Raw genomic sequence first — 21,679 nt, 5'->3', positions numbered from 1 at the left:
GTGCTATTGTTTTTATTGTGTTTTTGTCGCTAAACATCGGATGAATGCCATAAGCATCATCTCTGTTTGCGTACGTTATTTATTAAATGTCAGGTGTCCGCCGAGCTTAAAGCGGCTACCCGGGTGTACTAATTTGGCAAAACTCACCACCCCTTGGCGTGACCAAGTGCGGCGTGAAATCTGTAAACAGGGTTCGGTCGCCGGAATGGCTAACCTCTGCTGCAATTCGCTACTGGCAATAATGGCTTCGATGGTGTGGTGCGCCTCGGTCAGCGGCGCCACCTGCGACAGGTATTCATGGGGTGTCTGCTCGCTAAAGTCTTGCGCCAGATAGTCGGGCGCAAAGGCGGGATTCACATAACGCTCCTCAACTTGCAGTGGCACGCCCTGCTCGCAATGCACTAACACCGAATGAAACACCGGACTCCCGAGCTCCAGCGCCAGTGCGATAGCGATAGGCGCGGTGGCATTTACTTGCTCAAGTGCCAACTGCTGCACACTGTAACCATGACCACGGTCTTTGATTTCGTCGGCAATGTTGCGGATCGCCAACATGGAGGATTGCGACTTTCGCCCCGCCACAAAGGTGCCCAGCCCCTGTGAACGCTCAAGCACGCCGTTATCTGTCAGCTCAGTCAGGGCGCGACGCGCCGTCATCCGGCTACAGACAAACAGTTCGGCCAGCTGATTTTCCGAGGGGACACGGGCATTTTCTTCCCACTCACCAGACTCGATACAGCCAATGATATATTGCTTAATTTCTGCAAACTTAGGCGTAGCCAAAACTCTTCCTCAAGATAAAATCTACCTAGGTTTGGGGTGGTAGGTACTCACACACCAAAACACTGAGCCACTTTCAAACGTTCAAAATTGCGGCTACAATCCTAGCTTGTATATACAAGTAAATACAAGCTAGCTCACATAACTTTCGATAATAAAGAGTTTGCGGGGCCAAAAAGCCAACGCAGCGAGGGATAAAATGTCTTGGGATCAGGTTTGGATAGACGTTAACGTAGCAACAATGGACCCTTCCATATCAGCACCTTACGGCGCAATTACCAATGCGGCTATCGCAGTAAAAGACGGTAAAATTGCCTGGTTAGGCCCACGCAGCGAGCTGCCCGCCTTCGATGTGTTGTCCATTCCTGTTTACAGGGGCAAGGGCGGTTGGATCACTCCAGGGCTGATTGATGCCCACACCCATTTAGTGTTTGCCGGTAATCGCGCCAACGAATTCGAGCTACGCCTAAAGGGCGCCACCTACGAGGAAATCGCCCGTGCTGGCGGCGGCATTATTTCCACAGTTAACGCCTGCCGTGAGGCCGACGAAGCCGAACTATTTGACCTCGGGCGCCAGCGTTTAAATGCCTTGGCGAAGGAAGGCGTTACCACGGTTGAGATTAAATCTGGCTATGGCCTAGATACCGAAACTGAACTCAAAATCCTGCGCGTAGCCCGCGAACTCGGCCAGCATCACCATGTGGATGTAAAGACCACTTTCCTCGGTGCCCATGCGGTGCCGCCCGAATTTAAAGACAATAGCGACGGCTATGTCGACTTAATTATCAATAAGATGCTGCCTGCGGTGATCGCCGAAAACCTCGCAGATGCGGTGGATGTATTCTGTGAAAATATCGCCTTTAACCTAGAGCAAACTGAGCGCGTGCTGAGCGCCGCCAAAGCGGCTGGCCTGCAAGTTAAACTGCACGCCGAGCAATTATCCAATATGGGCGGCTCTGCATTAGCCGCACGTTTAGGGGCTAAGTCGGTTGATCATATTGAATATTTGGATGAAGCCGGCGTTAAAGCCCTAAGTGAAAGTGGCACCTGCGCCGTGCTGTTACCGGGCGCGTTTTACTTTTTGCGAGAAACCCAAAAACCGCCTATCGACTTATTGCGTCAATACGGTGTGCCTATGGTGCTCGCCAGCGACTTTAACCCCGGCTCATCGCCCATCTGCTCGACCCTGTTGATGCTAAACATGGGTTGCACCCTGTTCCGCTTAACCCCAGAGGAAGCGCTTGCGGGTTTAACACTCAATGCCGCCAAGGCACTAGGGATTGAAGATAACGTCGGCAGCTTAGTGGTCGGCAAACAAGCCGACTTTTGTCTGTGGGATATCGCCACCCCAGCGCAACTCGCCTATAGCTACGGCGTGAATCCCTGCAAGGATGTAGTGAAAAACGGTAAGTTAATTCATCAATAACCCGCGGTTCAGCTAAACAAGGTCGCCATGGATACTGGCGGCCTTGTTTAGCAATCATATCTGCGGTTATTGAGCGCCATTTTCTAACTGCTCATCTTCTTGTTTTACCAGCTTATGCTCACCCTCATTACAGCCGATTTTCCAGTAACTTGATGTATAAAAATGGCTTTTCGGTAAATCGTATGTCTGCTTAAGCAGCTTTCTTAGGGCGCGCATACTGCTAAACTCGCAGGCGAGCCACACTGCGCCTTGCCCCTCGAGTTTTGGCAACAGAGCAATGCGTTCAGCCAAGGGCTTACCTTCTGGATCGGCCTCTGGATTAATCACCCAATGCAGTTGCAGATTGCTAGGATGCACTAAGGGCTGAATATCGGCCTCACTTAACACCTCAATCACAGAGTAACCCACGGCATTGCTTGGCAATTGCGCCAAGTTCACGCTGATGGCGGGCAAGGCCGTCATATCCCCTGCCAGTAAAAACCATTCGGCATCTAAATTGATCAGTTTTTTCAGTCCGGGGCCACCGATTTGGATGGTATCCCCAATCTCGGTCGACTTAGCCCAACGAGATGCGGGGCCATCGGTGTCGTGCAGCACAAAGTCCACATCGATTTCATTCGCCCGCTGCTGACGAATGGTATAAGTGCGCATTAATGGCCGCTCATCCCCCGGCTGCGGAAACAGTAATTTGATATAGGCGCTTTCTTGATCGGCGGGAAAACCTGCAAAGCCAGCGCCGCCTAAGGTGATACGCAGCATATGTGGCGTGACTTGGGTTTTACCTATCACGGTCAATTCGCGCGGAGCGGGTCTGTTCATACTTAAACTCCAAAAAGATAAATGGCACTCAATTGTTAGCTTTCTGCCACGCTATCGCTGATCTGGTTGGCAATACGGATAAACACCGCAATTTCATCCTGATCGAGTGCTTGGGTCATATGGGCAACCGTGGCTTTTTCGGCGGCAACAATTTGCGTCATCAACTGCTCGCCCTGCACTGTCGGCCTCAACAACTGACTACGGCCATCCTTTGGATTATCGACTTTTAGGATATAACCGCCCTGCTGTAGCTCATTGAGCACCCGCGTAATTTGGGCTTTATCCCGCTGCATACGCAGGGCAATAGATTGCGCCGTGGCCTCGGGATGACGGCAAATCCCCTTGAGCGCCCGAATATGGGTGACAGGCAATTCAATCTGCTGCGCAGCAATATCCGCACGCAGCTGTTTTTTGTAGGCATGCACTAATCTGTGCAAGGTTTCACCGAGGGAAGTGGCTGACATAATGGCATCTCGACATAGTTGACAGTATCAACAATATCGATATTAGTTGATTGTGTCAACTAAATAACCATTGGGTGAATGACTGATTAAGACCAACAAAAACTTACGACCATGAGTCAATCCAATTCATCCACTCAAAACGAGTAACAAAATTCTTGCGGCTTGGATGCAATAAACTGCTAGGATAACCGTTCAAATTTGAGCTTGATCACACAAAACACGGTTTAACACTTGGGGGATAGGTTCGATAACGGATTTGCCTCAATGTCTTTGTATGAGTAACCCGATGAAAAGAATAATAAATGCTTTAATGCTGGCCATGTTAGCAACGGGCTGTAGCGATCCAAACCCAACACAGACCAATCAAACTGCTGAGCAGGCCAAGGCCGAAAAGGCCATCCCAGTATTGAGCCTAAAGCAGCAACTCGCGCCAATCACCCAGCGTTATTTTGCCCTTAGACCCGAAATCGCCACCTATTATGGCGTGGCCGAGGATGAGGCGGGCAAGGATATGCTCTCTAAGCTGACCGATTACAGCCCATCGGGGGAAAATCATCGCCGTAAAGCACTTAAGACCATATTAGCCGAACTCAACGCTATCGATGCCAGCCAGCTTAGCGCCTCGGAGCAAGTGAGTTTAGGCTCGATAAAATCTGAAATCGCCGGTGCCCTGCTGCCTGCCGAAACCGTGGCTTATGGCACTATGCTCGGTGAATACGGCGTTTGGTTTTTACCTTATGTCGTCAACCACTTATCGGGACTGCATGTTGAATTTCCGGGGTATATGGAAGATAAGTTTGCGGTCACCACTCCAGAGCAAGCCAAGGCCTATCTTAACCGCTTAACCATGTACCCTGCCGCCATGGGCACAGTTATCGATAAGCTGGATCAAGATGTGCAAATGGGCGTAATCCCACCCGATTTTATTATTGATAAGACCATAGCGGGTTTGCAGCAACAGTTAGTGCACCATGCAAACGAGCATCCCTTGGTCAGCAGTTTTAAAGCCAAATTAACCGCCGCCCAAGTACCAGAAAGTGAGGCGTTGGCGAACTCAGCCGCCGAACTGGTGGAGACTAAATATTACCCTGCAACGCGTCAGTTGATTTCTGCACTGCAAGCCGTGCGCCTCAAGGCCACCCATGTGGCGGGACTCGGGCACCAACCTCAGGGTGCGAAACTCTACAAGGCGATGATTAAGCACCTCGCCAATTCGGAGATGACCCCAGATGAGATCCACCAACTGGGATTAGACGAAGTCGCCCGCATTACCGCCGAGATGGATGTGTTACTCAAACAAGTGGGTTACCGCAAAGGCACAGTTGGCGAGCGCATGCAGCGATTGCTCAAGGATCCTAAATACATCTACCCCAACACCGCCGAGGGCAAACTGCAGTTAATGTCGGACATTCACGGCTATCTGGCGAAAGTGAATGCCAAATTACCACTGTGGTTTGGGCTGTTACCGAATCAAGAGGTTGCGGTTGAAGCCGTGCCAGACAGTCGCGCCGCCGCAACCAGCGGTGCATTTTACGATGCGCCTTCTCAAGATGGTTCGCGTAAGGGCACCTTCTGGATAAGCCTGTACGATATGGCGGCACTGCCCTCCTATTCGCTGCAAACTTTAACCTATCACGAGACCAATCCCGGCCATCATCTACAGACGCTCATCGGTCTGTCGGATACCTTGCCGCTGCTGAGTACCATTTTTTACTCTAATGCCGCGGGAGAAGGTTGGGCGCTGTACGCCGAGCGTTTAGCCGCCGAGATGGGCATGTATCAGGATAATCCGATTAATGACCTTGGCCGCTTGCAGTCTGAGTTACACCGTGCGGTGCGCTTAGTGGTCGACACGGCTATGCATGCTAAGGATTGGAGTCGTGAGCAAGCCATTGATTATGCAGTGGCGACTGAGGGAATACACCTCTCTGAAGCTACGGGCGAAATCGAGCGCTATGTGGTTTGGCCGGGGCAAGCCTTAGGTTACAAGCTGGGCGAGCTGAAAATTATCGAATTGCGCACTAAGGCCAAAAAAGCCTTGGGCGATAAGTTTGATATTAAAGTCTTCCACGACAGGCTGCTTGAAAATGGCGCCTTGCCCTTAGATTTATTGGAGCAAAAGATGGATCTGTGGCTCGAATCCGCTAAGGCGGCCAATGCCGCCGCCGAGACCAAGGTGTAACTCGGGTAAAACCACTCAAATCATCTCAATATAGGGGCAGCTTAGGCGGCCCCTATGCTTTTAGGGCTCCCTTGGTTTTTACGGCTCCCTTTGTTTTCAGGATTCAGGTTAATCCGCAAAGCGACCTTGATACTTGCCGCTTAAATAGCGGATCACCACAAAACCGACAACACCTGGCAGTGTCCACGACAACAGACGCAAATTGCCATGGTCGATAAACAAACGGCTGCCGCCAAAGGCAAAAAAGGCGGTATAACAGGCGATACCCGAGCCAATCATGGCGCCTAAATGCTCAATCCACCATTCTAATTTGGTCAGAGTCGCCTTAAAGCTATAACGCAGGAATCCCGCCCCAACCGTTGTGCCTAACAGGCCAAAAATCACCGCGAGGATCAGCTTTTCTTGGTATCCCCATAGCGCCATCACAGGGCCAAGTAGCGTTAAGCTCAGCATTAATGACAAATGCAGCGGCGATTTTAATAACTGACGCTGCGCCTTATAACGCAGAACTAACACGCCATGCCTCACGGTCACTAGGGTTAATAAGCTGATATAGATGAGAAATATCCAAGCATTTTGACGATTCGCAATCTGCGCCGCTAAGGCGTCGGCACTGGCCGCAGGCTGTTTAATCACCGCGAGCGAGTCAATGAGGCCCGTCGTTGCCATCGCCACGCCCGTCGCCGCCACTGTGTACATGGCATAGACATAGTAACGGCCAAAACGACTGTGATTCGCGCTGCCCTTTTTCAGCATGGCAGGCATTCAAAATAACACTAATGCCAGTGCGCCCGCGGTGATATGCACAAATTGCGACAGGGTGAAAATCGTGTTCATCATCTTGCTCCATCAAAGTTTGAAGCTTGATAGTAACGAGCACGGGGAGCCACCCATAAGTGCCAAAAGTCATGTTTTAAGCTGTAGCATAAAGCAGCCACAGAATGTGGCTGCAATTGAGTTGACTGTTGCTATAACCCGGTATGTTTATCCAGCCTTAAGGTATCGATGATCGAGAAGGTATAACCTAACTCGGTGAACATCTGCTCGATATTGAGCTTAAAATCGATGGGGCGATCTAAATCGAGTTGATTGATAAAGAAATGGTGTTTTGTCGGGATCTTAATCAGCAATTGCTTTTGATAGAAACAGGCTTCAACCTCGGCATTTAGCTCGCGTCCTAAGGCCAAGAGATTCTCCATCATCAAGGGATTGAGTAAGTAGCGCGCCTCGACTTGGTCGCTGCTATACACCTCAAAATAACGCTCGAAACGAACATCCTCAAGCTTGACCCGCGACAGCTTTGTCTTAAACCCCTCAATTCGATTTTTTAAACTGCCCTTATCCGTGACTAACAAGGTAGTGCCGTTGAATCGCTTAGGAATATTGCACACCAGCAGTACACCATTGAAGATGGTCTCTCGCTCAACCGAGCCATTGTTGTTCGATTTAGTGTTGTAAGCATCGACCTCGTAAAACTGGAACGGCACCTTGTTATAGGTTCCCTTCAGGCAATTTGGCGCATACTGCTTATCGGTTTTAGGCAGCAGCCCCAACTCCAGAAAGGTTGAGAAATCCACCTTAGGCTCCCTCGTTAACACATAATCATTGCCGAAGTACTTGAGACTAATGGGATAGAGTTTTTCAAAAGCGGCATTATAGAGTTCATTGCTTTCCTTTCCCGAGGCAATCGCCACTAACGCTATCACGGGAGTCGGCAGAAACGCGCCAATCATCAAAGGCACAAAATAATCCATAGGCACCAGCATAAACTGGACCCCGAGCAACCCGGCGAAGGCGCCCAAAATCACCGTGATGCATAGGTAGTAGATTGGGGTAGTGAACTTGGCATTTTCACGCAGCCTCTGGTTCACGCCTTCACGTTTTGCTTCAAACGGTGCGCATTTAGGGGCGATTTTTTGTTTGTAATACTTCTGAAAGGGAATACGGTGATCTTCGGGAATATCAAATTCAATCGAACTCATTGGCTCCTACTCTTACGACTCAAATCCATTTAGGCCAATGATTTTACGGATTTTATTCCAGCAAGGCCAGTTTAAGGCCAACCAATGACCGATTAAGCCCGAGCCAGCCTACGACCACGGCGCTGCAATAAGCCAAAAATAATCAGCACTCCAAAGGTGGCACTAAAGAGGGTTAAGGCTCTGGCTACGCCGTAAAAATCCGTGAGATTAAAGGAAACCCCATCCGCCCACAGCACTAAGGAACCTAAGGGTAATTGCATCGCCACCGCTGCGTACCAATCGAATGGCAATCGAGGAAAAAGTCGCTGATAGCTAAATAGCATCAGCCCAGAGAGCAGCAATAATAAGCCCGCATCATGGGCACCTAACCCCAGATAAACCGCGCTAGTGTGGCTAAGGTTATCAACGCTTCCGAGCAAGGCGTACATATAGCCCGCTGTGGCAACCAGTGCAAAACTCACAAAGCTCAATACCGCCAACAGAATACCTAAGCCAAATGCGGGTAAATATTTCATAAACAGTCTCATCAGTGCGGGGCGCGCTCGACCTCATCCCTAAAACCCTAAAGGTGAACAAATTCAGTCGAAAGATAGTAAAGCTACAATAACAGCCAAAATTTCCCTTAGCTATTAAGACCATAGTCTTATGCTGGCAACAAACTGTGGGATCATAAACAGCATAATTCTCCCGACTAAATCCAGTATTTCATCCATATCCACTAGATAAGCCTCTAAAATTCCTCATTTAATTAAGTTTCAGTCGAATAGCTGAGTGATATGGTGCACAATCTCCCACGGTCTAAGGGCGAAATCCACTAGCCAATTACCCCAATAACGCTTAGGATCGGGGTTGCATTTTTTAGCCAACATATTGTGGAGTATCAAAACATTATGGGTATCAGAGCCATAGTCGTAGACACAGCAGGCACCACGACAGACCTAACCTTTATCCAAGATGTGCTATTCCCCTATTCTGTCAAAGCCTTACCAGACTTTTTAGCGCAGAACCAACACAATGTCTTGGTGGAAAACTGTATCTGCGACACCCGAGATATCGCCCTCGAACCCGATGCCGATTTAGCCCGCGTGACTGAAATTTTGCAGCAATGGGTACATGAAGACCGCAAAGCGACCCCACTCAAGACCCTACAGGGTTTGATTTGGAAGCAAGGTTACGCCCATGGCGAATTTACAGGCCATATCTTCCCCGACTTTATCGAAGCGGTTAACCGTTTTAGCGCGCAAAAACTGCGTATTTACAGCTTCTCTTCGGGTTCGGTTGAAGCCCAAAAACTGCTGTTCAGCCACAGTGATGGCGGCGATTTAACCGAAATGTTTAGCGGCCATTTTGATACCCGTACCGGTAACAAATTAGATAAACAAGCCTACGCCAACATACTCAACACCATCAGCCTAAGTCCTAAGCAAGTGCTGTTTGTGTCCGACGTGGTTGAAGAGCTTAAAGCCGCCGAAGCCGCAGGCATGATGACCTGCCAAATGGTGCGCGACAGCAAACAACGCACCGGCGATTTTCGCACTATCAACAGTTTCGATGAGCTAGTGATCGACTAATATCGGCACTGCACACAAAAAGCGACCCAAGGGTCGCTTTTTGTTTATTGGGCAAATCACATCTACCTGTCCGCCGGGTGATTCACCCCATCGCAAACCAGCACATCGCCTAATTCATAGGGATTAACGCCTTCGAGGCAACCAAGGTTATAGCCATATTCATTGGGATTAGAGCGCCTTTGATGATGGGTATAAATGCCGCACACGGAGCAGAAGTAATGTTTGGCCGTTTTGGTATTAAATTCGTAGCACTTTAATACGGTCTCGCCTTTGATAATCTTCAATCCCGCCAGCGGCACTGAGCCGACGATAGCCCCCTTGCGCCGACAGATAGAGCAATCACAACGCCTTGGCTTTTCAATGCCATTGGGCAGCGATAACTCCAACACCACGGCGCCACAGTGGCAACTGGCGAGATGCTTTGCTTGGATCTGAGTATTGCCAACTTGTTTAATCACTTAAGTTCCTTTTGATTAACGCCCCAACCTGCCATGCCGTTCAACTTGCGCTTGCCAGTTTTGTACTTGCTGCGCCTTGGCATTGATCACCGGCCCCAACATTTGACTCTTGGCGCGCTTAAAACCACTAAAGGCTAACGTTGCGATATCTAATTGCTTTAGGGCGGGCGCGCCTTGGAACCACTTGTAATACCAAGGCGGCGTATCCATGGTCATGATAATGCGTGAGGTTCTCCCCTCAAGCAGCCGATTAGGAAAGGTTTTCCCTTGCTGATACTGAAAGGCAAAACCAGGTAAAAATGTTCTATCAATTAACCCTTTAAACTTGGCGGGTACGCTGCCCCACCAAATGGGCACCACAATCACTAGATGCTCGGCCCATAGAATGGCCTGCTGAAAGCGTTGCAAATCCGCCTCTAATGGCTGTTCTTGATGGTATCCCTGCACCAGATTAGGCTCAAACTCCAACTCGCTGAGCTTTAACAGACGCACCGAATGCGACTCGCCCGCAGCCTTGGCGTAAGTGTCGGCTAAATGTTCACACAGGCTATCGGGTTTGGGATGACCAGAAATCACCAGAATCTTTTTTGTCATAGTAAAAACCTTGAGTATTCAATATGACAACAGCTTAAGCTCTGCCCCTAGGGGCAGAGTCAAGCCTGCAATTAGGCGCGGGATTCACAGGTATCCAAACCATCAATACAGGCATCGAGCCTGACTAATTTATCTTCTAATTCGCTAATCTGCCGCTGGAAATCGGCTTTGATATTCAATAAAAACTGCTGCACAGACTCAAGCTGCGCCGCCTGCTCACCCTCGGTAAACAAGTCTTTAAGTTGCGAGAGTTTAATACCTAAGGTTTTGGCCTCTTTGATCAGCAATAACTGCTTTATATCGGTTGCGCTATAAGTACGATAACGCCCCTTACGGATCGGCGCACTGATCAGTCCCCACTCCTCGTAGAGGCGAATCGCCTTGATCGACAGGCCAGTTTGCTTCGCCACAGCACCAATATACATAGTATTTAATCCATTAAAATAATTGAAAAAATCATCATAAACCTCCAAGCCTTAGCCAGCATATCACCGCGCTTTGGGCTTGTCGCTCGCACTTTATACTGCTAGTCTGGCTGCCTTAAACGAGCGTTTTAACTAGAGCTTTTGACTATGAGTAATGCAATGGAAAGTCCAACACTAAGTCCAATGGAAAAGTTTCTCGCACAGCACCCTATAGTGACCGAAATCCCCGTGGCTTGGGGCGAAATGGATGCGCTGCAACACGTCAACAACGTGGTCTATTTCCGCTATTTTGAAACCGCACGTATCGACTTTTTCAACCGCCTCTTTCCACTCGATGCCCTGTATAAATCCGGTGTTGGTCCAGTGATTAGCGAAAATCAGGCCCGCTATAAACGTCCAGTAACCTTCCCCGATACGCTATTGGTCAGCGTGAGTATCAGCGATATTCAAAGCGACAGATTTACCATGCATTATCAGGCCTTTAGTAAGCAGCAACAGGCCATAACGACCTTAGGTACTTCGGTCGCAGTGATGTTTAACTTTAAAACGGGTCAAAAAGCCGAGCTTCCCACGGAATTACTCGCCATTCTTAAACAACACGAGCAAGCTTAAGCTACCGAGTCTATGGCAACATTGCCATAACACTTTAGGCCATATCAGAGGGAGGCTGTATGTCAGAAAAAGCGCCAATAGAAGTCGTTGTTGAGCATCAACAGGATAAACAACGCTTTGTGATCCCCGTTGACGGTCATGAAGCCGTGCTGGAATACCGACTCAATGGCCAGCACATCGACTTTAACCGAACCTTTGTGCCCGACGAGCTGCGCGGCAAAGGCCTTGCCGAACGTTTAGTTCGCCATGGCCTAAAGTGGGCCAAAGCCCAAGATTTTGAGATAGTAGCCAGCTGTTGGTATGTGCAGAAATTTTTGAAATAACTGGCTTCGCAACAGGTAAGCTAAATCCAATAGACTGGATAGTGGCGTTTGGGATCGGTGGAGAGATTATTCACGACCAGCGCCACCAGCAATAGCAGCAGTGAGCCAAGAAAGACCGGCATCAACGCATAGAGAAACCCGAGTTGATGCACGTTCTCGCCGCCTATCACGGCAATTAATGCCGTTGCGCCGCCCGGTGGGTGCAGCGTGCGAGTTAAATACATCAATGCGATGGCTAGTGATACGGCTAACGCACTCGCGAGCACCATATAATCGGCAAACACTTGATAAACAGCCACACCAATCAGTGCCGATAACACACTGCCGCCAATCAAGTTACGTGGCTGAGAAAACTCTGCCAGCGGCGCGCCGTAGACTAATACTGCCGACGCCCCAAATGAGCCAATCACAAACATAGTGCCGAGCAGATTATCGCTCATATAACTGGCGAGACCGGCGACTAAGTAAATGCCGCAAAAGGCCCCTACCCATGACCAAACGATTTTTTTCAGGGGTTGTCGTGGCGGACAGATGTCCTTAGAACGCATTCGGGTGAAGTAAAATCTCATGCTAAATCCGGCCGGAAGGAATAAAGGCGCGGATAAGTGATCCGCATCACATTTGCGGCCGCCACGTTAACGTTTTCACCGCGCAATTGCAATTGTGCGGTGAAAGCGAATATCAGACTTATGCAGCTTCGCCGTTCAGGCTAGCCAGGATTTCACGAATATCTTCGGGGATGGGGCGGCTTTTTTCGCAGCTGTAGTCGTAGTGCACTAAGGTAGTTTTCACTTCGGCGGTTTTATTACCCGCTTGCCAACAGGTTTGAGTCAGCTCGAAGCTGCTATTGCCGATACGACTGACATAGGTTTTCACCGTCACACTCTTGCCGTAATAAGTCGGCGCGATAAAGGCCACGCTAAAGCCTGCCACTATGAGGTTCCACTGATGCAAATCCAACTCGGGATTAAAAATCTCGAAGATTTGCGTGCGCGCCGCCTCGCACCACACGGGGATCACTGTGTTGTTGATATGGCCTAGACCATCGGTTTCGGTAAATCTTGGGTGGATTTCGAGGCTGTATTCGGTGACTGACATGCAAACTTCCCTTTTGTTGTTCTTATACTTTTATGCTGTGAATGGGATAAACGAGGTGCTTGCCCCGTTTATCCCCACCAAGCCTAACAGAAATAAGAAGCGCGATGCTAGAACTGGCAGCTCGCGGTCTCTGGGGTTTGCTTGCCATTGGCATCGTACTTTTTCATACAGCCAGCCTTACCCATATCGAATATTTTTTCGTATTTGAGCTTGCCACTGCTGTCGTAGGACTTAAACACACCATGGCTTTTAGGGTTTTCTAAGTGATAGATTTTGCGCCCCTTAGTCACATGGGAAAAATCCGAGAATCCGGGTTCCTCTTGATAGATAACCCCGTTGATATAGCGCTTATGCACCACATGCTGCTCGTCGATACGCAGCATTTCGCTGGCTAACTTACCATTCTGGTCGTAACAGACTTTATCCACGGCATAATTGCTGTCGAGATCCTCGATACAACTCACGGCACCATTATCAAAATACTCCCGCTGGATACCACAGCGCGCAATGGCGTTATCCCAGAAATAAGGTTCACCGTTCCAGGTTTCGCCTTCTTGCTGGCAATAGTTCCACAAACTCTTTAACTGACCGTTAGGATAGAAAGTGTAATGGGGGCCTGAAAGACGGTTATTGATAAGATGACCATATTGGACGAGCGAATAGCCGCCGTCGGTGGAATAGCGGATGCTTGGGCCATATTCCTGACCCGCTTTATAAGTCTGCAAGGACATTAAGCGACCGTTAGAATCGAATCGATATTCTTTATCGACAGACCCATTAGTGTAATAGCTTAATTCGGATAGGCGGCCGCCACGATATACACGTTGCTCACCGTCTTTAATCGAGCTAGTTTCAGCATTTTTTGAACTTAACACCCCCTCACAATCGCCTGCGTAGGGTTCTTTTCGCATCATGCATTCATCCTGCGAAGGCTTAAGTGTTACGGCGTCATTAAACTTATACTGACTCAACTCATTCAGATCGCCGTTAGACTCGAGCCACATTTGTGCGCCATCCAACTCCCCTTGACGGTAATTGGCAACATTGCTGACGATATTTGGGGCGGAATACCATAGACTTTCACCGTGGAGGCGGCCCTTATCATAATGTTTAAGGGCGAACATAAAATTATTTTTATTGAATAACTTAGCCTCACCTTGGCGTAGGCCATTCTCATAGTTGACTTCGGTCTTGTAGAGATAAGTCACCGATTGCTTAGTGGTAAAAGCATCGTTCTCATCGGGCGTTCGAATATATACCCAAGTGCCTGAACGTTTACCATCGAGATAGCTGCCTTCACCAGTTTGAAACCGATAATCCCCCTGGGTAACCTTTTCCACCCAAGCGCCTTGTTTTACGCCCTTTTGGTATTGGCCTTTGCTGCCATCGGACTCAAGCCACTCGCCATCTTTCACGCCATTGAGATAGATGCCCTTTTCGGACAACTTCTTCGCGCCTTCGGTGCTGGAATCGTAATCTGGGGTATAGATTTCACTCGGGCCATCGGGCACGCCCTTGTTGTAGTGAATAAAGCCGTAGTTATCGGCGTCATCCATCATGGACTGCAACACCCATTTGCCCTGCTTCTTACCGTCGAGGTACTCGCCTTCCCAATAGGTTTCACGGCTGTCGGCTTCAATCCACTTACCCACTTGCTTACCTAGCTTATAGTCACCGGCATACATCACACTGCCATTGCGGGCATCGTAGGCGGCAAAGTGACCATCCAGCTCACCCTGCACATAATGGGCTTCACTGGCAACGCCAGCCCAAGTACTGCCCATGCTCATATATTCATAGAAAGCGCCAGTACGAGGGATTTTTTCGCTGCCATTTTTAAGCCAATCGATGTCATCGGCCTCGTAACCAATGGCCACCAGCATAAAGCTACTATCTTCTTCGACGTAGGCGCTGCGATCAAAGGTTGCCACCAGACTGTATTTTCGTTCACGCCCCTCGGCATCCTTATCGGTGCGAGTCAGGGGATAGCGCAGCTTGTATTCCACTGCGGTTTTTACATCCGTTGCCGTGCCTTCAGAATTGCGATAGCCAATTAAGGTCGGTTTGAGTTTAGAGGTACCATCAAGAATCGCTTTGATGTCAGGATCTTGGACGCCCTCAGCCTCATAGGTCATACGGTACTGCTGCGGTGGCAACTGGCTTAATACTTTGCGAACACCGCCGACGGTAAAGGTGCTAATGGTGGGTGCGACTTCATCGAGCACGGCTTGCAGGCGCAGCAGTTTAGTCAACTCCTCGCCCTCAAAACCATAACCCCGCAGATGCTGGCCATCGGCATCCTTGAGCATGACGATCACCTCTTTAGTGCCGCCCTTGTCGAAATCATAGTAAAACACCGCCACGATTTCGGCGCGGCCGTAATCGTCAATACGTACACCAGGCGCATCGCCATAGAGCATTTCGCCCCATACCTGCTGATCTTTTTGATAAAAATTGAGCCATTGGCCATTGGGAAGATCCACGGGACCGTGAACCATTTTGTCATATTCCGCCGCAAGTGCAGCAGGAATAACCGCAAACGAAGAAAGCAACACCGCACCAGCCGCGGCGCATAGACGACGAATCGAAAGTTCCATTTAACTATCCTTTACACCGACACCTTGCGCCTCGTGCGCACCAGTAAGCGGGGCGAATTTTAAGCGAAGTCCGCTGCTTCAGGAAGTGGCAAACACAAAAAAGGCCGCAAAGCGGCCTTTTAAGATCAAAGATTTAACAATCAATTATTGTACATAGCATTAATTTCATGGGCGTACTTGTGGTAAATCATTTTGCGGCGCAATTTCAGCGTCGGCGTGATTAATCCCGCCTCCATCGAAAAGGCTTCGGGCAGCAGGGTAAACTTTTTGATTTGCTCAAACCCCGCCAGCTCTTGCTGCAAATGCTTTAAACGCTGCTCGAAATGCTCAACCACATGGCTGTGACGCAGCAGCTCGATAGGTGACTCGTATTTCAAGCCCTTATCCTTGGCCCAAGCTTCGAGCGCTTCAAAGGCTGGCACAATCAACGCCGTCACATAATTACGGGCATCGGCAATCACCGCCACTTGCTCGATAAAAGGACAACGGCCCACTGTGCCCTCAACCCGCTGCGGCGCAATGTACTTACCGTTGGAGGTTTTCATTAACTCTTTGATGCGGTCAGTAATAAATAAATTGCCGTGGGCATCAAGTCGTCCCGCATCGCCGGTTTTCAACCAGCCATCTTCGAAGGCTGCAGCGGTATCTTCAGTGCGATTGTAATAACCGCGCATCACAGTATCACCACGGACTAAAATCTCATCGTCCTTACCTAGCTTCACTTCGATTTCGGGCAATACTTTACCGTTCGAACCCGCAACGCGGTTATCTAAAGTATTACAGGTCACAGTCGCGTTCGTTTCCGTCATGCCGTAACCACAAAGTACGGGAATACCAATGGCATGGAAGAAAGACGCTACGTTTAAATCGAGTGCAGCACCACCGCAGGGCATAAACTTTAAGCGGCCACCGAGCACAGCTTGCAACTTGCTGTAAACCAGTTTGTTCGCCAAACGCCATTGCAAGGATAACCACAAACCGCCCTTAGCGCGGCCTTGGCCCACTTCAAACTGACGCTCACCAACACCCATAGCCCAGGCGAACAATTTTTTACGGCCTTCGGCGGATTTAGCGACCTTATCCTGCACGGCGCTGTATACCTTCTCGAGGAAACGCGGCACCACGCACAGGGTATGCGGACGCACGGCGCTGATGGCCTCTTTCACTCTTTGAGTATTTTGCAGATACACATTGTGGCCGCCACGGCACAGCACGTAGAAGCTCCAACCACGCTCAAACACATGGCTGAGCGGTAGGAAAGCCAAAGACACATCGCCGGTTTTGAAAGGCAAAATCAGATCGTGCTGACGCACAGTCGAGGCCATATTGCGGTAATCCAGCATCACGCCCTTAGGGTCGCCGGTGGTGCCGGAGGTATAAATCAGGGTTAACAGGTCGTCGAGATTAGCATCTTTTAAGCGCTGCTCAAGTTCAGCACTCTGGTCATATTCTTTGGCTAACAAGCTGTCTAAATGCTGATGTTGGGCAATGCCTTTCGCCAGATCAACACTCGCGTCAAACACAATCACATACTCTAGGGTCGGGCACTGTTTTTGCAACTCACAGGCCAGCGCATATTGCTTGGCGTCGTCGACAAAAATCACCTTGGCCGCGGCATCATTAATGATAAAGCTGGCTTGCTCTAAGGTGCTGGTTGGGTAGATAGGTACTACAATGGCACGGCTTTTCAGAATGCCGATATCAGCACAGGTCCATTGAGGACAGTTTTGCGACAGGATCACACAACGGTCTTGCACTTGTACGCCAAGTTCAATCAACACCTGTGCAATTTTATGGCTGATTTGATCGAATGCCTGCCAACTGACTTGATGCCAAGGTGCAGCCATTTCAAAACCTTCCAGCGCAATAGCCTCCTTTAATGACTGGCTTTGCTGCTGTAATAGTCGAATTACGTGATATTGTTCCAGCGACATGAATGACTCACCTTTTAGCTTACAAGTGTACCGCTTTTGCGGCATTCTACCTGAAGGCAAGCCAAAAACTAAGAGTTTTTGCTCTAATCTTGTGCAAATGTCGCCCAAATCACGCCATTTCAGCGCAATTAGAGCCCGGTAATGTCGCCCTGCCAGAGCTTTTTACTACCCCAAAACAGTGCCATTTGTCCAAGGATCAGCAGTAACAAGTCACCCAACAACCAATAAAATAAACTGCCATCATGTTGCAGCGCTGCAAGACTAATCGACACCCATAGCGAATGCCCCAGTACCACCAGCATGGTCAGGCTCACCTGTAATACTCGGCGGCATAGGCAGCCTAAACCTAACACTAAAGCGCAGGCCCAATAAGTGCTCATGACTAAGTGTGCCAGCAGAGGCAAGCTCAAATCACCATCGAGCCAAGTAATAAACAGACTACAGCACAAAATGCCTATGCCGATGAAAAACAGTAATCGTTGCTGCCCACGGGCAAAGGCTTTAACTAATCCTGCACGGCCATCGAACCCCGGCAGTAATAAGAGCAATTCTGTCGCCCGAGAGCGCTGTACTCGGCTCCAGTGTACTAGCGAGCAACTAATTACACTAAACTGCGCCAACAGCAGTAATACTGGAAAATCCCAATGCAGCTCGTGGGAGGCGATCCCAAGCCCGATGGTTAACACGGGGAGCAACAGCAGTAATACGGTCAGCATAGGACCGATAAAGAAGTTCACCGGATGCAGGTAGCGCTCTAATCGGCTCAAGATCCGCATCGATTGCAGACTCGGCAACCAAAACCAGCCCATCTCGAGTCCATTGAGGTACACGCTGCGCGCCTCCACCCGCCAAGGTAACACTAGGCATCGGCGCCAAATTAGTACTACAAACACAAACAGCACTATGATGCTCAGCCACAATGGAACTTGCTCCGCCAACTCGTTGGAAAACGGCACTAAGATAAACAGTAAAAATGAGCTGTAAAACCACTGGGTTTGCAACAAACACAACAGAATAAACCCTAGGCTTATCCCTTGCGCAAATACCAGTAATGACAGGCTCGAGGTAAAGTCATACAACACACAAAGTAGCACGGCTAAGCTAAATACACCGATAAGCATCACTTCGCATTGGATAAACACATTCTGTCGATAACGGGGAATTAATATCGAACACTCATTGGCCATCAAACGAATAAGCTGCCAAGCCACGGCAGCCGAAGTCGAGACGATAGCCATGGCAATGAAGATATCGAAACTCTCTTTCTGCCCCGCCCATCCCGCTAAGATACTCAGCACCAAGCCAAATATACCTGTGCCGAGAAAACTCACACTGCCAACATCAAACAACCACAGACGCAGCATGCCGTTAAAGGGATTAATCGAATGGTGCGTCCCCAGTTTTTCAGGTACTTGAACTAAGGGTTTAGCTGAACTCATTTGTGCAACTCCACAAAGAGTTGCTCCAAATTCAGCGCCTCACTGCGCAGCACACCAGGGAAATTAAGCTCAATCTCCCCCCTGTCCACCAGCACAGAATCGCCATCACGGCTCAAAATACGCACCTGTTCAGGCAACTCAGTACCCGCAGCCAGTTTGAGTAGACGCACCTCTTCCCGCAGGGCATCTATCTCCTTAAACAACACTAGCTCGCCCTGTTTAATCAGGGCGACATGGCTTGCGACCCGTTCTAAATCAGAGGTGATATGGGATGAAAACAACACGGCCGAGCCGGATTCGAGGGCCAGGTCGAACAAATCGACCATAAACTTGCGTCTGACTATTGGGTCGAGGCTGGCCACGGGCTCATCGAGGATCAGCAACTCAGGGCGATAAGCCATGGCCATGATCAAGGCTAAGGATTGGCGCTGACCAACGGACAGGCGTTGCACCTGTTGAGTCACATCTAATTCGAAGCGGGCGAGCCAATCCTGCTCTAACTGCATGTCCCAGTGGGGATAAAAACTGCGGTGCAAATCGAGGGCGCGCTCAACAGTAAAACCTTCATAACCAAAGGGTTGCTGCGGCACATAGCCTAGGCGTTCCTTCGCCGCCGAGGAGAGCTGCTCCGGCGTTTCACCTAAGGTGCGGATTTCACCCGAATCCGGCGAGAGGATCCCCAGAGCACAGCGCATTAGGGTCGATTTGCCCGCACCGTTTTGTCCCAATAACCCCACAACCATACCGGCAGATAAACGTAAGGTCAGATCCTTGAGTGCACGTTTTTCACTGGCACCTTTGCCACGAAATACTTTGTTTACATTAGAAAACTCAAGTATTGGGGAAAACTCTTGATCCATCGAATTGCATCCTTTTTATTCTCGTTTTAGCTAGGCTTGCCAACGTTCATTAATCAATTGCAGTAACTCGGGCAGACTCACGCCCAATTGTTTTGCCTGAGTCAGCAAGGCATCTAATTGCGGCTCAAGCAGACTCACGCCCGACTCCATCGCCTCACTACGGGCGGCAACCCGAGTCGCCTGACCACGGCGGCGCTCTAACCAGCCTTGGTCAACAAGTTGCTGAATCGCGCGGGAGACCGTCATGGGGTTAACCGCGAGAAATTCCGCAATTTGACGCACTGAGGGCAATACGTCTTCCTCTTGCAGTTGGCCGCCCACAATCAAGCGCACGATTTGCTCGTGTAATTGCTTGTAAATTGGCTCACCACTGCTGGGGTTGACATTTAAAAGTTCTAACATTAGTCTTTACACACTGTATTAATACATTGATACACCGATACACTGTATTTAAAGTATCACACTCATCCTGAAATGCAAAAAGGAAAGCGCTCATGAGATATAGCATGACCCACAGGAAGTCCCATAATGCCAGCGCTCGCTTTGCGATTAAGCGCTCAGAAAACTGTTGGCTCAAGGGCACACAAGGACACAAGCTCTTAGGCCTGAGTGCACTAATGCTCGCCATCTGCAGTTCTGTTACTTGGGCAAGCGACAATGCTGTTAACCCTATTCCCCCTACAAATACCTGTTATGTAGAAGGTGTATCGGACCGTTTAAACTGCGGCTTTGTGACTGTCCCCGAAAACCCTAACAAGCCGGATGGCAAACAGATCCAAGTGCATTATGTGGTCCTGCCTGCGGTAAAAAACGTCAACCACGAAGAAGCCTTACTAGCGATTGCCGGCGGCCCAGGTCAATCGGCCATCGATAACGCGGCAAGCTTTGATAGCATGCTGAATAAAGTACGTCAGCAGCGGGATATTTTGCTGATTGATCAACGCGGAACGGGGCGCTCCAATGTGCTCAATTGTGACGCTGGCCCACAATCGCCACTGTCCTTCGACGATGATAATGTCGATACCTTGGCCGAAGCGCAAAAATGCCGCGATCAATTCCCCGATACTGATGTCACCCAATACGGCAGTCTCAATGCAGTGCAAGATTTTGAAGCAGTACGCGCCCATTTAGGCTACAAAAAGCTGCACCTCTACGGTATCTCCTACGGCACGCGTATGGCGCAGCTCTATATGCGCTTATATCCAGAGCACTTAGCCACAGTCACCTTAGACGGCATAGTGCCAATGCAGCAGAGCGTATTAGAAATCGGCTCGGCAATTGAGCGCGGCTTTGACTTACTGTTTAAAGATTGCCAAGAAACCGCAGCCTGCCATGCCGAGTTTCCAGAGCTCAAAGCCGAGTTTGACCAAGTGGTTGCAAGACTGACCGAAGGGCCAGTAATGGAGCAAGTACACGAGCCCGTAACGGGTGAAAAGACCTTACTCACGCTCACTCGCGCGAAGTTTTACGGCGCGATCAGAATGGCGTTATATCAAACCAATGTGCGCGCCTTAGTGCCCCATGCAATTCATCAAGCCGCCAAAGAAAACTATCAACCGCTACTCGGATTGTATGCCTTAACTACCGATGGTGCAGGTATGGCAATGGGCATGCACGCCTCCGTGGTTTGTGGTGAAGACATCCATCGCATCACCCCTGCGATGCGTGAACAAGCCAAAACCTCTTATGTCGGTAAAACCATGCTCGATAGCCTCGAAGCATCGTGTTCTGTGTGGAAGGTGCCGCCCGTCGATGCCAGCTTTAGCGAACCTATCAAGAGCGATATCCCAACCCTGTTGCTATCGGGCGAAATTGATCCAGCAACCCCACCGAGCTGGGGAGAACTGGCGATGGAAAAACTCACCAACGCTAAACACTTGGTCGCGCCATACGCCACCCATGGCGTGGCCTATCAGTCCTGTGCCAACAACTTAATCGCCGAATTAGTGCGTACTGGTTCGGTCAAAGATCTCGATGGTGAATGTTTGAAGAAGGATGTGCGCCGTAGCTTCTATTTAAATGCCAGCTCGGTTGAGCCACTCGCGACCGAAGATGCAACCCACTCTTCCCAAGATAAGCCCAAGGATAAGCCCAGCACTGGAGCCAAGGAGTAAG

General features: G+C 49.6%; 22 protein-coding genes. 6 read left to right on the top strand and 16 right to left on the bottom strand.

The annotated features are described in order from the left end of the window. Positions 1-75: 75 nt before the first annotated feature. Positions 76-783 (bottom strand): histidine utilization repressor, encoded by a 708-nt coding sequence (gene hutC, locus N5E87_RS00505; protein WP_086902901.1) that lies wholly within the window; start codon positions 781-783, stop codon positions 76-78. A gap of 196 nt (positions 784-979) precedes the next feature. Here hutC and hutI point away from each other — a divergent pair, with 196 nt between their 5' ends. Then, complete coding sequence (gene hutI / locus N5E87_RS00500; RefSeq protein WP_086902902.1) at positions 980-2,206, top strand: imidazolonepropionase; 1,227 nt, start codon at positions 980-982, stop codon at positions 2,204-2,206. A 66-nt stretch (positions 2,207-2,272) separates the two neighbouring features. On the opposite strand, the gene N5E87_RS00495 is transcribed toward hutI, so the two are convergent. Both N5E87_RS00495 and N5E87_RS00490 read right to left on the bottom strand, forming a co-directional pair. Continuing rightward, a complete protein-coding gene (locus tag N5E87_RS00495; protein WP_086902903.1) occupies positions 2,273-3,025 on the bottom strand; it encodes a siderophore-interacting protein in 753 nt (250 codons plus the stop codon). A 35-nt stretch (positions 3,026-3,060) separates the two neighbouring features. Then, entirely contained in the window at positions 3,061-3,489 is a 429-nt protein-coding gene (locus tag N5E87_RS00490) for a MarR family winged helix-turn-helix transcriptional regulator (RefSeq protein ID WP_086902904.1), read from the bottom strand. Positions 3,490-3,775: 286 nt separating this feature from the next. Between N5E87_RS00490 and N5E87_RS00485 the strand changes: the two genes are divergently transcribed. Then, the gene (locus N5E87_RS00485; protein ID WP_256657236.1) at positions 3,776-5,671 is read left to right on the top strand and encodes a DUF885 domain-containing protein; all 1,896 of its coding nucleotides are present in this window, start codon (positions 3,776-3,778) and stop codon (positions 5,669-5,671) included. A 108-nt stretch (positions 5,672-5,779) separates the two neighbouring features. On the opposite strand, the gene N5E87_RS00480 is transcribed toward N5E87_RS00485, so the two are convergent. From N5E87_RS00480 to N5E87_RS00470, 3 genes are all read right to left on the bottom strand, one after another. Further along, the gene (locus N5E87_RS00480) at positions 5,780-6,436 is read right to left on the bottom strand and encodes a hypothetical protein (protein WP_256657235.1); all 657 of its coding nucleotides are present in this window, start codon (positions 6,434-6,436) and stop codon (positions 5,780-5,782) included. Between the two features lie 203 nt (positions 6,437-6,639). Further along, the gene (locus N5E87_RS00475; protein ID WP_279774890.1) at positions 6,640-7,653 is read right to left on the bottom strand and encodes a DUF3137 domain-containing protein; all 1,014 of its coding nucleotides are present in this window, start codon (positions 7,651-7,653) and stop codon (positions 6,640-6,642) included. A gap of 92 nt (positions 7,654-7,745) precedes the next feature. Then, on the bottom strand, positions 7,746-8,168 hold the full coding sequence (locus tag N5E87_RS00470; protein ID WP_256657234.1) for a hypothetical protein: 423 nt from the start codon (positions 8,166-8,168) through the stop codon (positions 7,746-7,748). A 375-nt stretch (positions 8,169-8,543) separates the two neighbouring features. On the opposite strand from N5E87_RS00470, the gene mtnC reads away from it, so the two are divergent. Further along, the gene (gene mtnC, locus N5E87_RS00465; RefSeq protein ID WP_011620924.1) at positions 8,544-9,224 is read left to right on the top strand and encodes an acireductone synthase; all 681 of its coding nucleotides are present in this window, start codon (positions 8,544-8,546) and stop codon (positions 9,222-9,224) included. A 62-nt stretch (positions 9,225-9,286) separates the two neighbouring features. On the opposite strand, the gene N5E87_RS00460 is transcribed toward mtnC, so the two are convergent. The 3 genes from N5E87_RS00460 to N5E87_RS00450 form a co-directional block, all read right to left on the bottom strand. Beyond that, positions 9,287-9,682, bottom strand: coding sequence for a GFA family protein (locus N5E87_RS00460; RefSeq protein WP_086902908.1), 396 nt, complete (start codon positions 9,680-9,682; stop codon positions 9,287-9,289). A 15-nt stretch (positions 9,683-9,697) separates the two neighbouring features. Continuing rightward, complete coding sequence (locus N5E87_RS00455; RefSeq protein ID WP_086902909.1) at positions 9,698-10,276, bottom strand: NAD(P)H-dependent oxidoreductase; 579 nt, start codon at positions 10,274-10,276, stop codon at positions 9,698-9,700. Positions 10,277-10,347: 71 nt separating this feature from the next. Continuing rightward, positions 10,348-10,701, bottom strand: coding sequence for a MerR family transcriptional regulator (locus N5E87_RS00450; protein ID WP_011624722.1), 354 nt, complete (start codon positions 10,699-10,701; stop codon positions 10,348-10,350). Between the two features lie 183 nt (positions 10,702-10,884). On the opposite strand from N5E87_RS00450, the gene N5E87_RS00445 reads away from it, so the two are divergent. Continuing rightward, on the top strand, positions 10,885-11,313 hold the full coding sequence (locus N5E87_RS00445; protein WP_041416664.1) for a thioesterase family protein: 429 nt from the start codon (positions 10,885-10,887) through the stop codon (positions 11,311-11,313). A 59-nt stretch (positions 11,314-11,372) separates the two neighbouring features. Next, entirely contained in the window at positions 11,373-11,636 is a 264-nt protein-coding gene (locus tag N5E87_RS00440; protein ID WP_086902911.1) for a GNAT family N-acetyltransferase, read from the top strand. A gap of 20 nt (positions 11,637-11,656) precedes the next feature. Here N5E87_RS00440 and N5E87_RS00435 read toward each other — a convergent pair whose 3' ends face one another. The 7 genes from N5E87_RS00435 to N5E87_RS00405 form a co-directional block, all read right to left on the bottom strand. Then, positions 11,657-12,205, bottom strand: coding sequence for an HPP family protein (locus N5E87_RS00435; protein ID WP_086902912.1), 549 nt, complete (start codon positions 12,203-12,205; stop codon positions 11,657-11,659). Between the two features lie 118 nt (positions 12,206-12,323). After that, positions 12,324-12,734 carry a thioesterase family protein gene (locus N5E87_RS00430; RefSeq protein ID WP_086902913.1) on the bottom strand — a complete coding sequence of 137 codons (411 nt, stop codon included), beginning with the start codon at positions 12,732-12,734 and terminating at the stop codon, positions 12,324-12,326. 107 nt (positions 12,735-12,841) lie between these two features. Beyond that, a complete protein-coding gene (locus N5E87_RS00425; RefSeq protein ID WP_086902914.1) occupies positions 12,842-15,331 on the bottom strand; it encodes a hypothetical protein in 2,490 nt (829 codons plus the stop codon). A gap of 140 nt (positions 15,332-15,471) precedes the next feature. Next, complete coding sequence (locus tag N5E87_RS00420) at positions 15,472-17,265, bottom strand: long-chain fatty acid--CoA ligase (protein ID WP_086902915.1); 1,794 nt, start codon at positions 17,263-17,265, stop codon at positions 15,472-15,474. Between the two features lie 128 nt (positions 17,266-17,393). Continuing rightward, on the bottom strand, positions 17,394-18,704 hold the full coding sequence (locus N5E87_RS00415; RefSeq protein ID WP_086902916.1) for an ABC transporter permease: 1,311 nt from the start codon (positions 18,702-18,704) through the stop codon (positions 17,394-17,396). Continuing rightward, positions 18,701-19,564: an ABC transporter ATP-binding protein gene (locus tag N5E87_RS00410; protein WP_086902917.1), complete on the bottom strand. Its 864-nt coding sequence runs from the start codon at positions 19,562-19,564 to the stop codon at positions 18,701-18,703. The genes N5E87_RS00415 and N5E87_RS00410 overlap by 4 nt, the downstream gene beginning before the upstream one ends. 30 nt (positions 19,565-19,594) lie before the next feature. Then, the gene (locus tag N5E87_RS00405) at positions 19,595-19,966 is read right to left on the bottom strand and encodes a GntR family transcriptional regulator (RefSeq protein ID WP_023265911.1); all 372 of its coding nucleotides are present in this window, start codon (positions 19,964-19,966) and stop codon (positions 19,595-19,597) included. A 92-nt stretch (positions 19,967-20,058) separates the two neighbouring features. Between N5E87_RS00405 and N5E87_RS00400 the strand changes: the two genes are divergently transcribed. Further along, complete coding sequence (locus tag N5E87_RS00400; RefSeq protein WP_086902918.1) at positions 20,059-21,678, top strand: alpha/beta hydrolase; 1,620 nt, start codon at positions 20,059-20,061, stop codon at positions 21,676-21,678. Position 21,679: the final 1 nt, after the last annotated feature.

The organism is Shewanella sp. GD03713, from assembly GCF_029843705.1.
In the GTDB taxonomy this organism is placed as follows: Bacteria; Pseudomonadota; Gammaproteobacteria; order Enterobacterales; family Shewanellaceae; genus Shewanella.
This window is presented reverse-complemented; position numbering and strand designations above follow the sequence as displayed.

Coding starts and splice junctions, on each gene's coding strand:
- hutI (WP_086902902.1), top strand. CDS start 980: ATGTCTTGGGATCAGGTTTGGATAGACGTTAACGTAGCAACAATGGAC.
- N5E87_RS00495 (WP_086902903.1), bottom strand. CDS start 3,025: ATGAACAGACCCGCTCCGCGCGAATTGACCGTGATAGGTAAAACCCAA.
- N5E87_RS00490 (WP_086902904.1), bottom strand. CDS start 3,489: ATGTCAGCCACTTCCCTCGGTGAAACCTTGCACAGATTAGTGCATGCC.
- N5E87_RS00485 (WP_256657236.1), top strand. CDS start 3,776: ATGAAAAGAATAATAAATGCTTTAATGCTGGCCATGTTAGCAACGGGC.
- N5E87_RS00480 (WP_256657235.1), bottom strand. CDS start 6,436: ATGCCTGCCATGCTGAAAAAGGGCAGCGCGAATCACAGTCGTTTTGGC.
- N5E87_RS00475 (WP_279774890.1), bottom strand. CDS start 7,653: ATGAGTTCGATTGAATTTGATATTCCCGAAGATCACCGTATTCCCTTT.
- N5E87_RS00470 (WP_256657234.1), bottom strand. CDS start 8,168: ATGAAATATTTACCCGCATTTGGCTTAGGTATTCTGTTGGCGGTATTG.
- mtnC (WP_011620924.1), top strand. CDS start 8,544: ATGGGTATCAGAGCCATAGTCGTAGACACAGCAGGCACCACGACAGAC.
- N5E87_RS00455 (WP_086902909.1), bottom strand. CDS start 10,276: ATGACAAAAAAGATTCTGGTGATTTCTGGTCATCCCAAACCCGATAGC.
- N5E87_RS00450 (WP_011624722.1), bottom strand. CDS start 10,701: ATGTATATTGGTGCTGTGGCGAAGCAAACTGGCCTGTCGATCAAGGCG.
- N5E87_RS00445 (WP_041416664.1), top strand. CDS start 10,885: ATGGAAAAGTTTCTCGCACAGCACCCTATAGTGACCGAAATCCCCGTG.
- N5E87_RS00440 (WP_086902911.1), top strand. CDS start 11,373: ATGTCAGAAAAAGCGCCAATAGAAGTCGTTGTTGAGCATCAACAGGAT.
- N5E87_RS00435 (WP_086902912.1), bottom strand. CDS start 12,205: ATGAGATTTTACTTCACCCGAATGCGTTCTAAGGACATCTGTCCGCCA.
- N5E87_RS00430 (WP_086902913.1), bottom strand. CDS start 12,734: ATGTCAGTCACCGAATACAGCCTCGAAATCCACCCAAGATTTACCGAA.
- N5E87_RS00425 (WP_086902914.1), bottom strand. CDS start 15,331: ATGGAACTTTCGATTCGTCGTCTATGCGCCGCGGCTGGTGCGGTGTTG.
- N5E87_RS00420 (WP_086902915.1), bottom strand. CDS start 17,265: ATGTCGCTGGAACAATATCACGTAATTCGACTATTACAGCAGCAAAGC.
- N5E87_RS00415 (WP_086902916.1), bottom strand. CDS start 18,704: ATGAGTTCAGCTAAACCCTTAGTTCAAGTACCTGAAAAACTGGGGACG.
- N5E87_RS00410 (WP_086902917.1), bottom strand. CDS start 19,564: ATGGATCAAGAGTTTTCCCCAATACTTGAGTTTTCTAATGTAAACAAA.
- N5E87_RS00405 (WP_023265911.1), bottom strand. CDS start 19,966: ATGTTAGAACTTTTAAATGTCAACCCCAGCAGTGGTGAGCCAATTTAC.
- N5E87_RS00400 (WP_086902918.1), top strand. CDS start 20,059: ATGAGATATAGCATGACCCACAGGAAGTCCCATAATGCCAGCGCTCGC.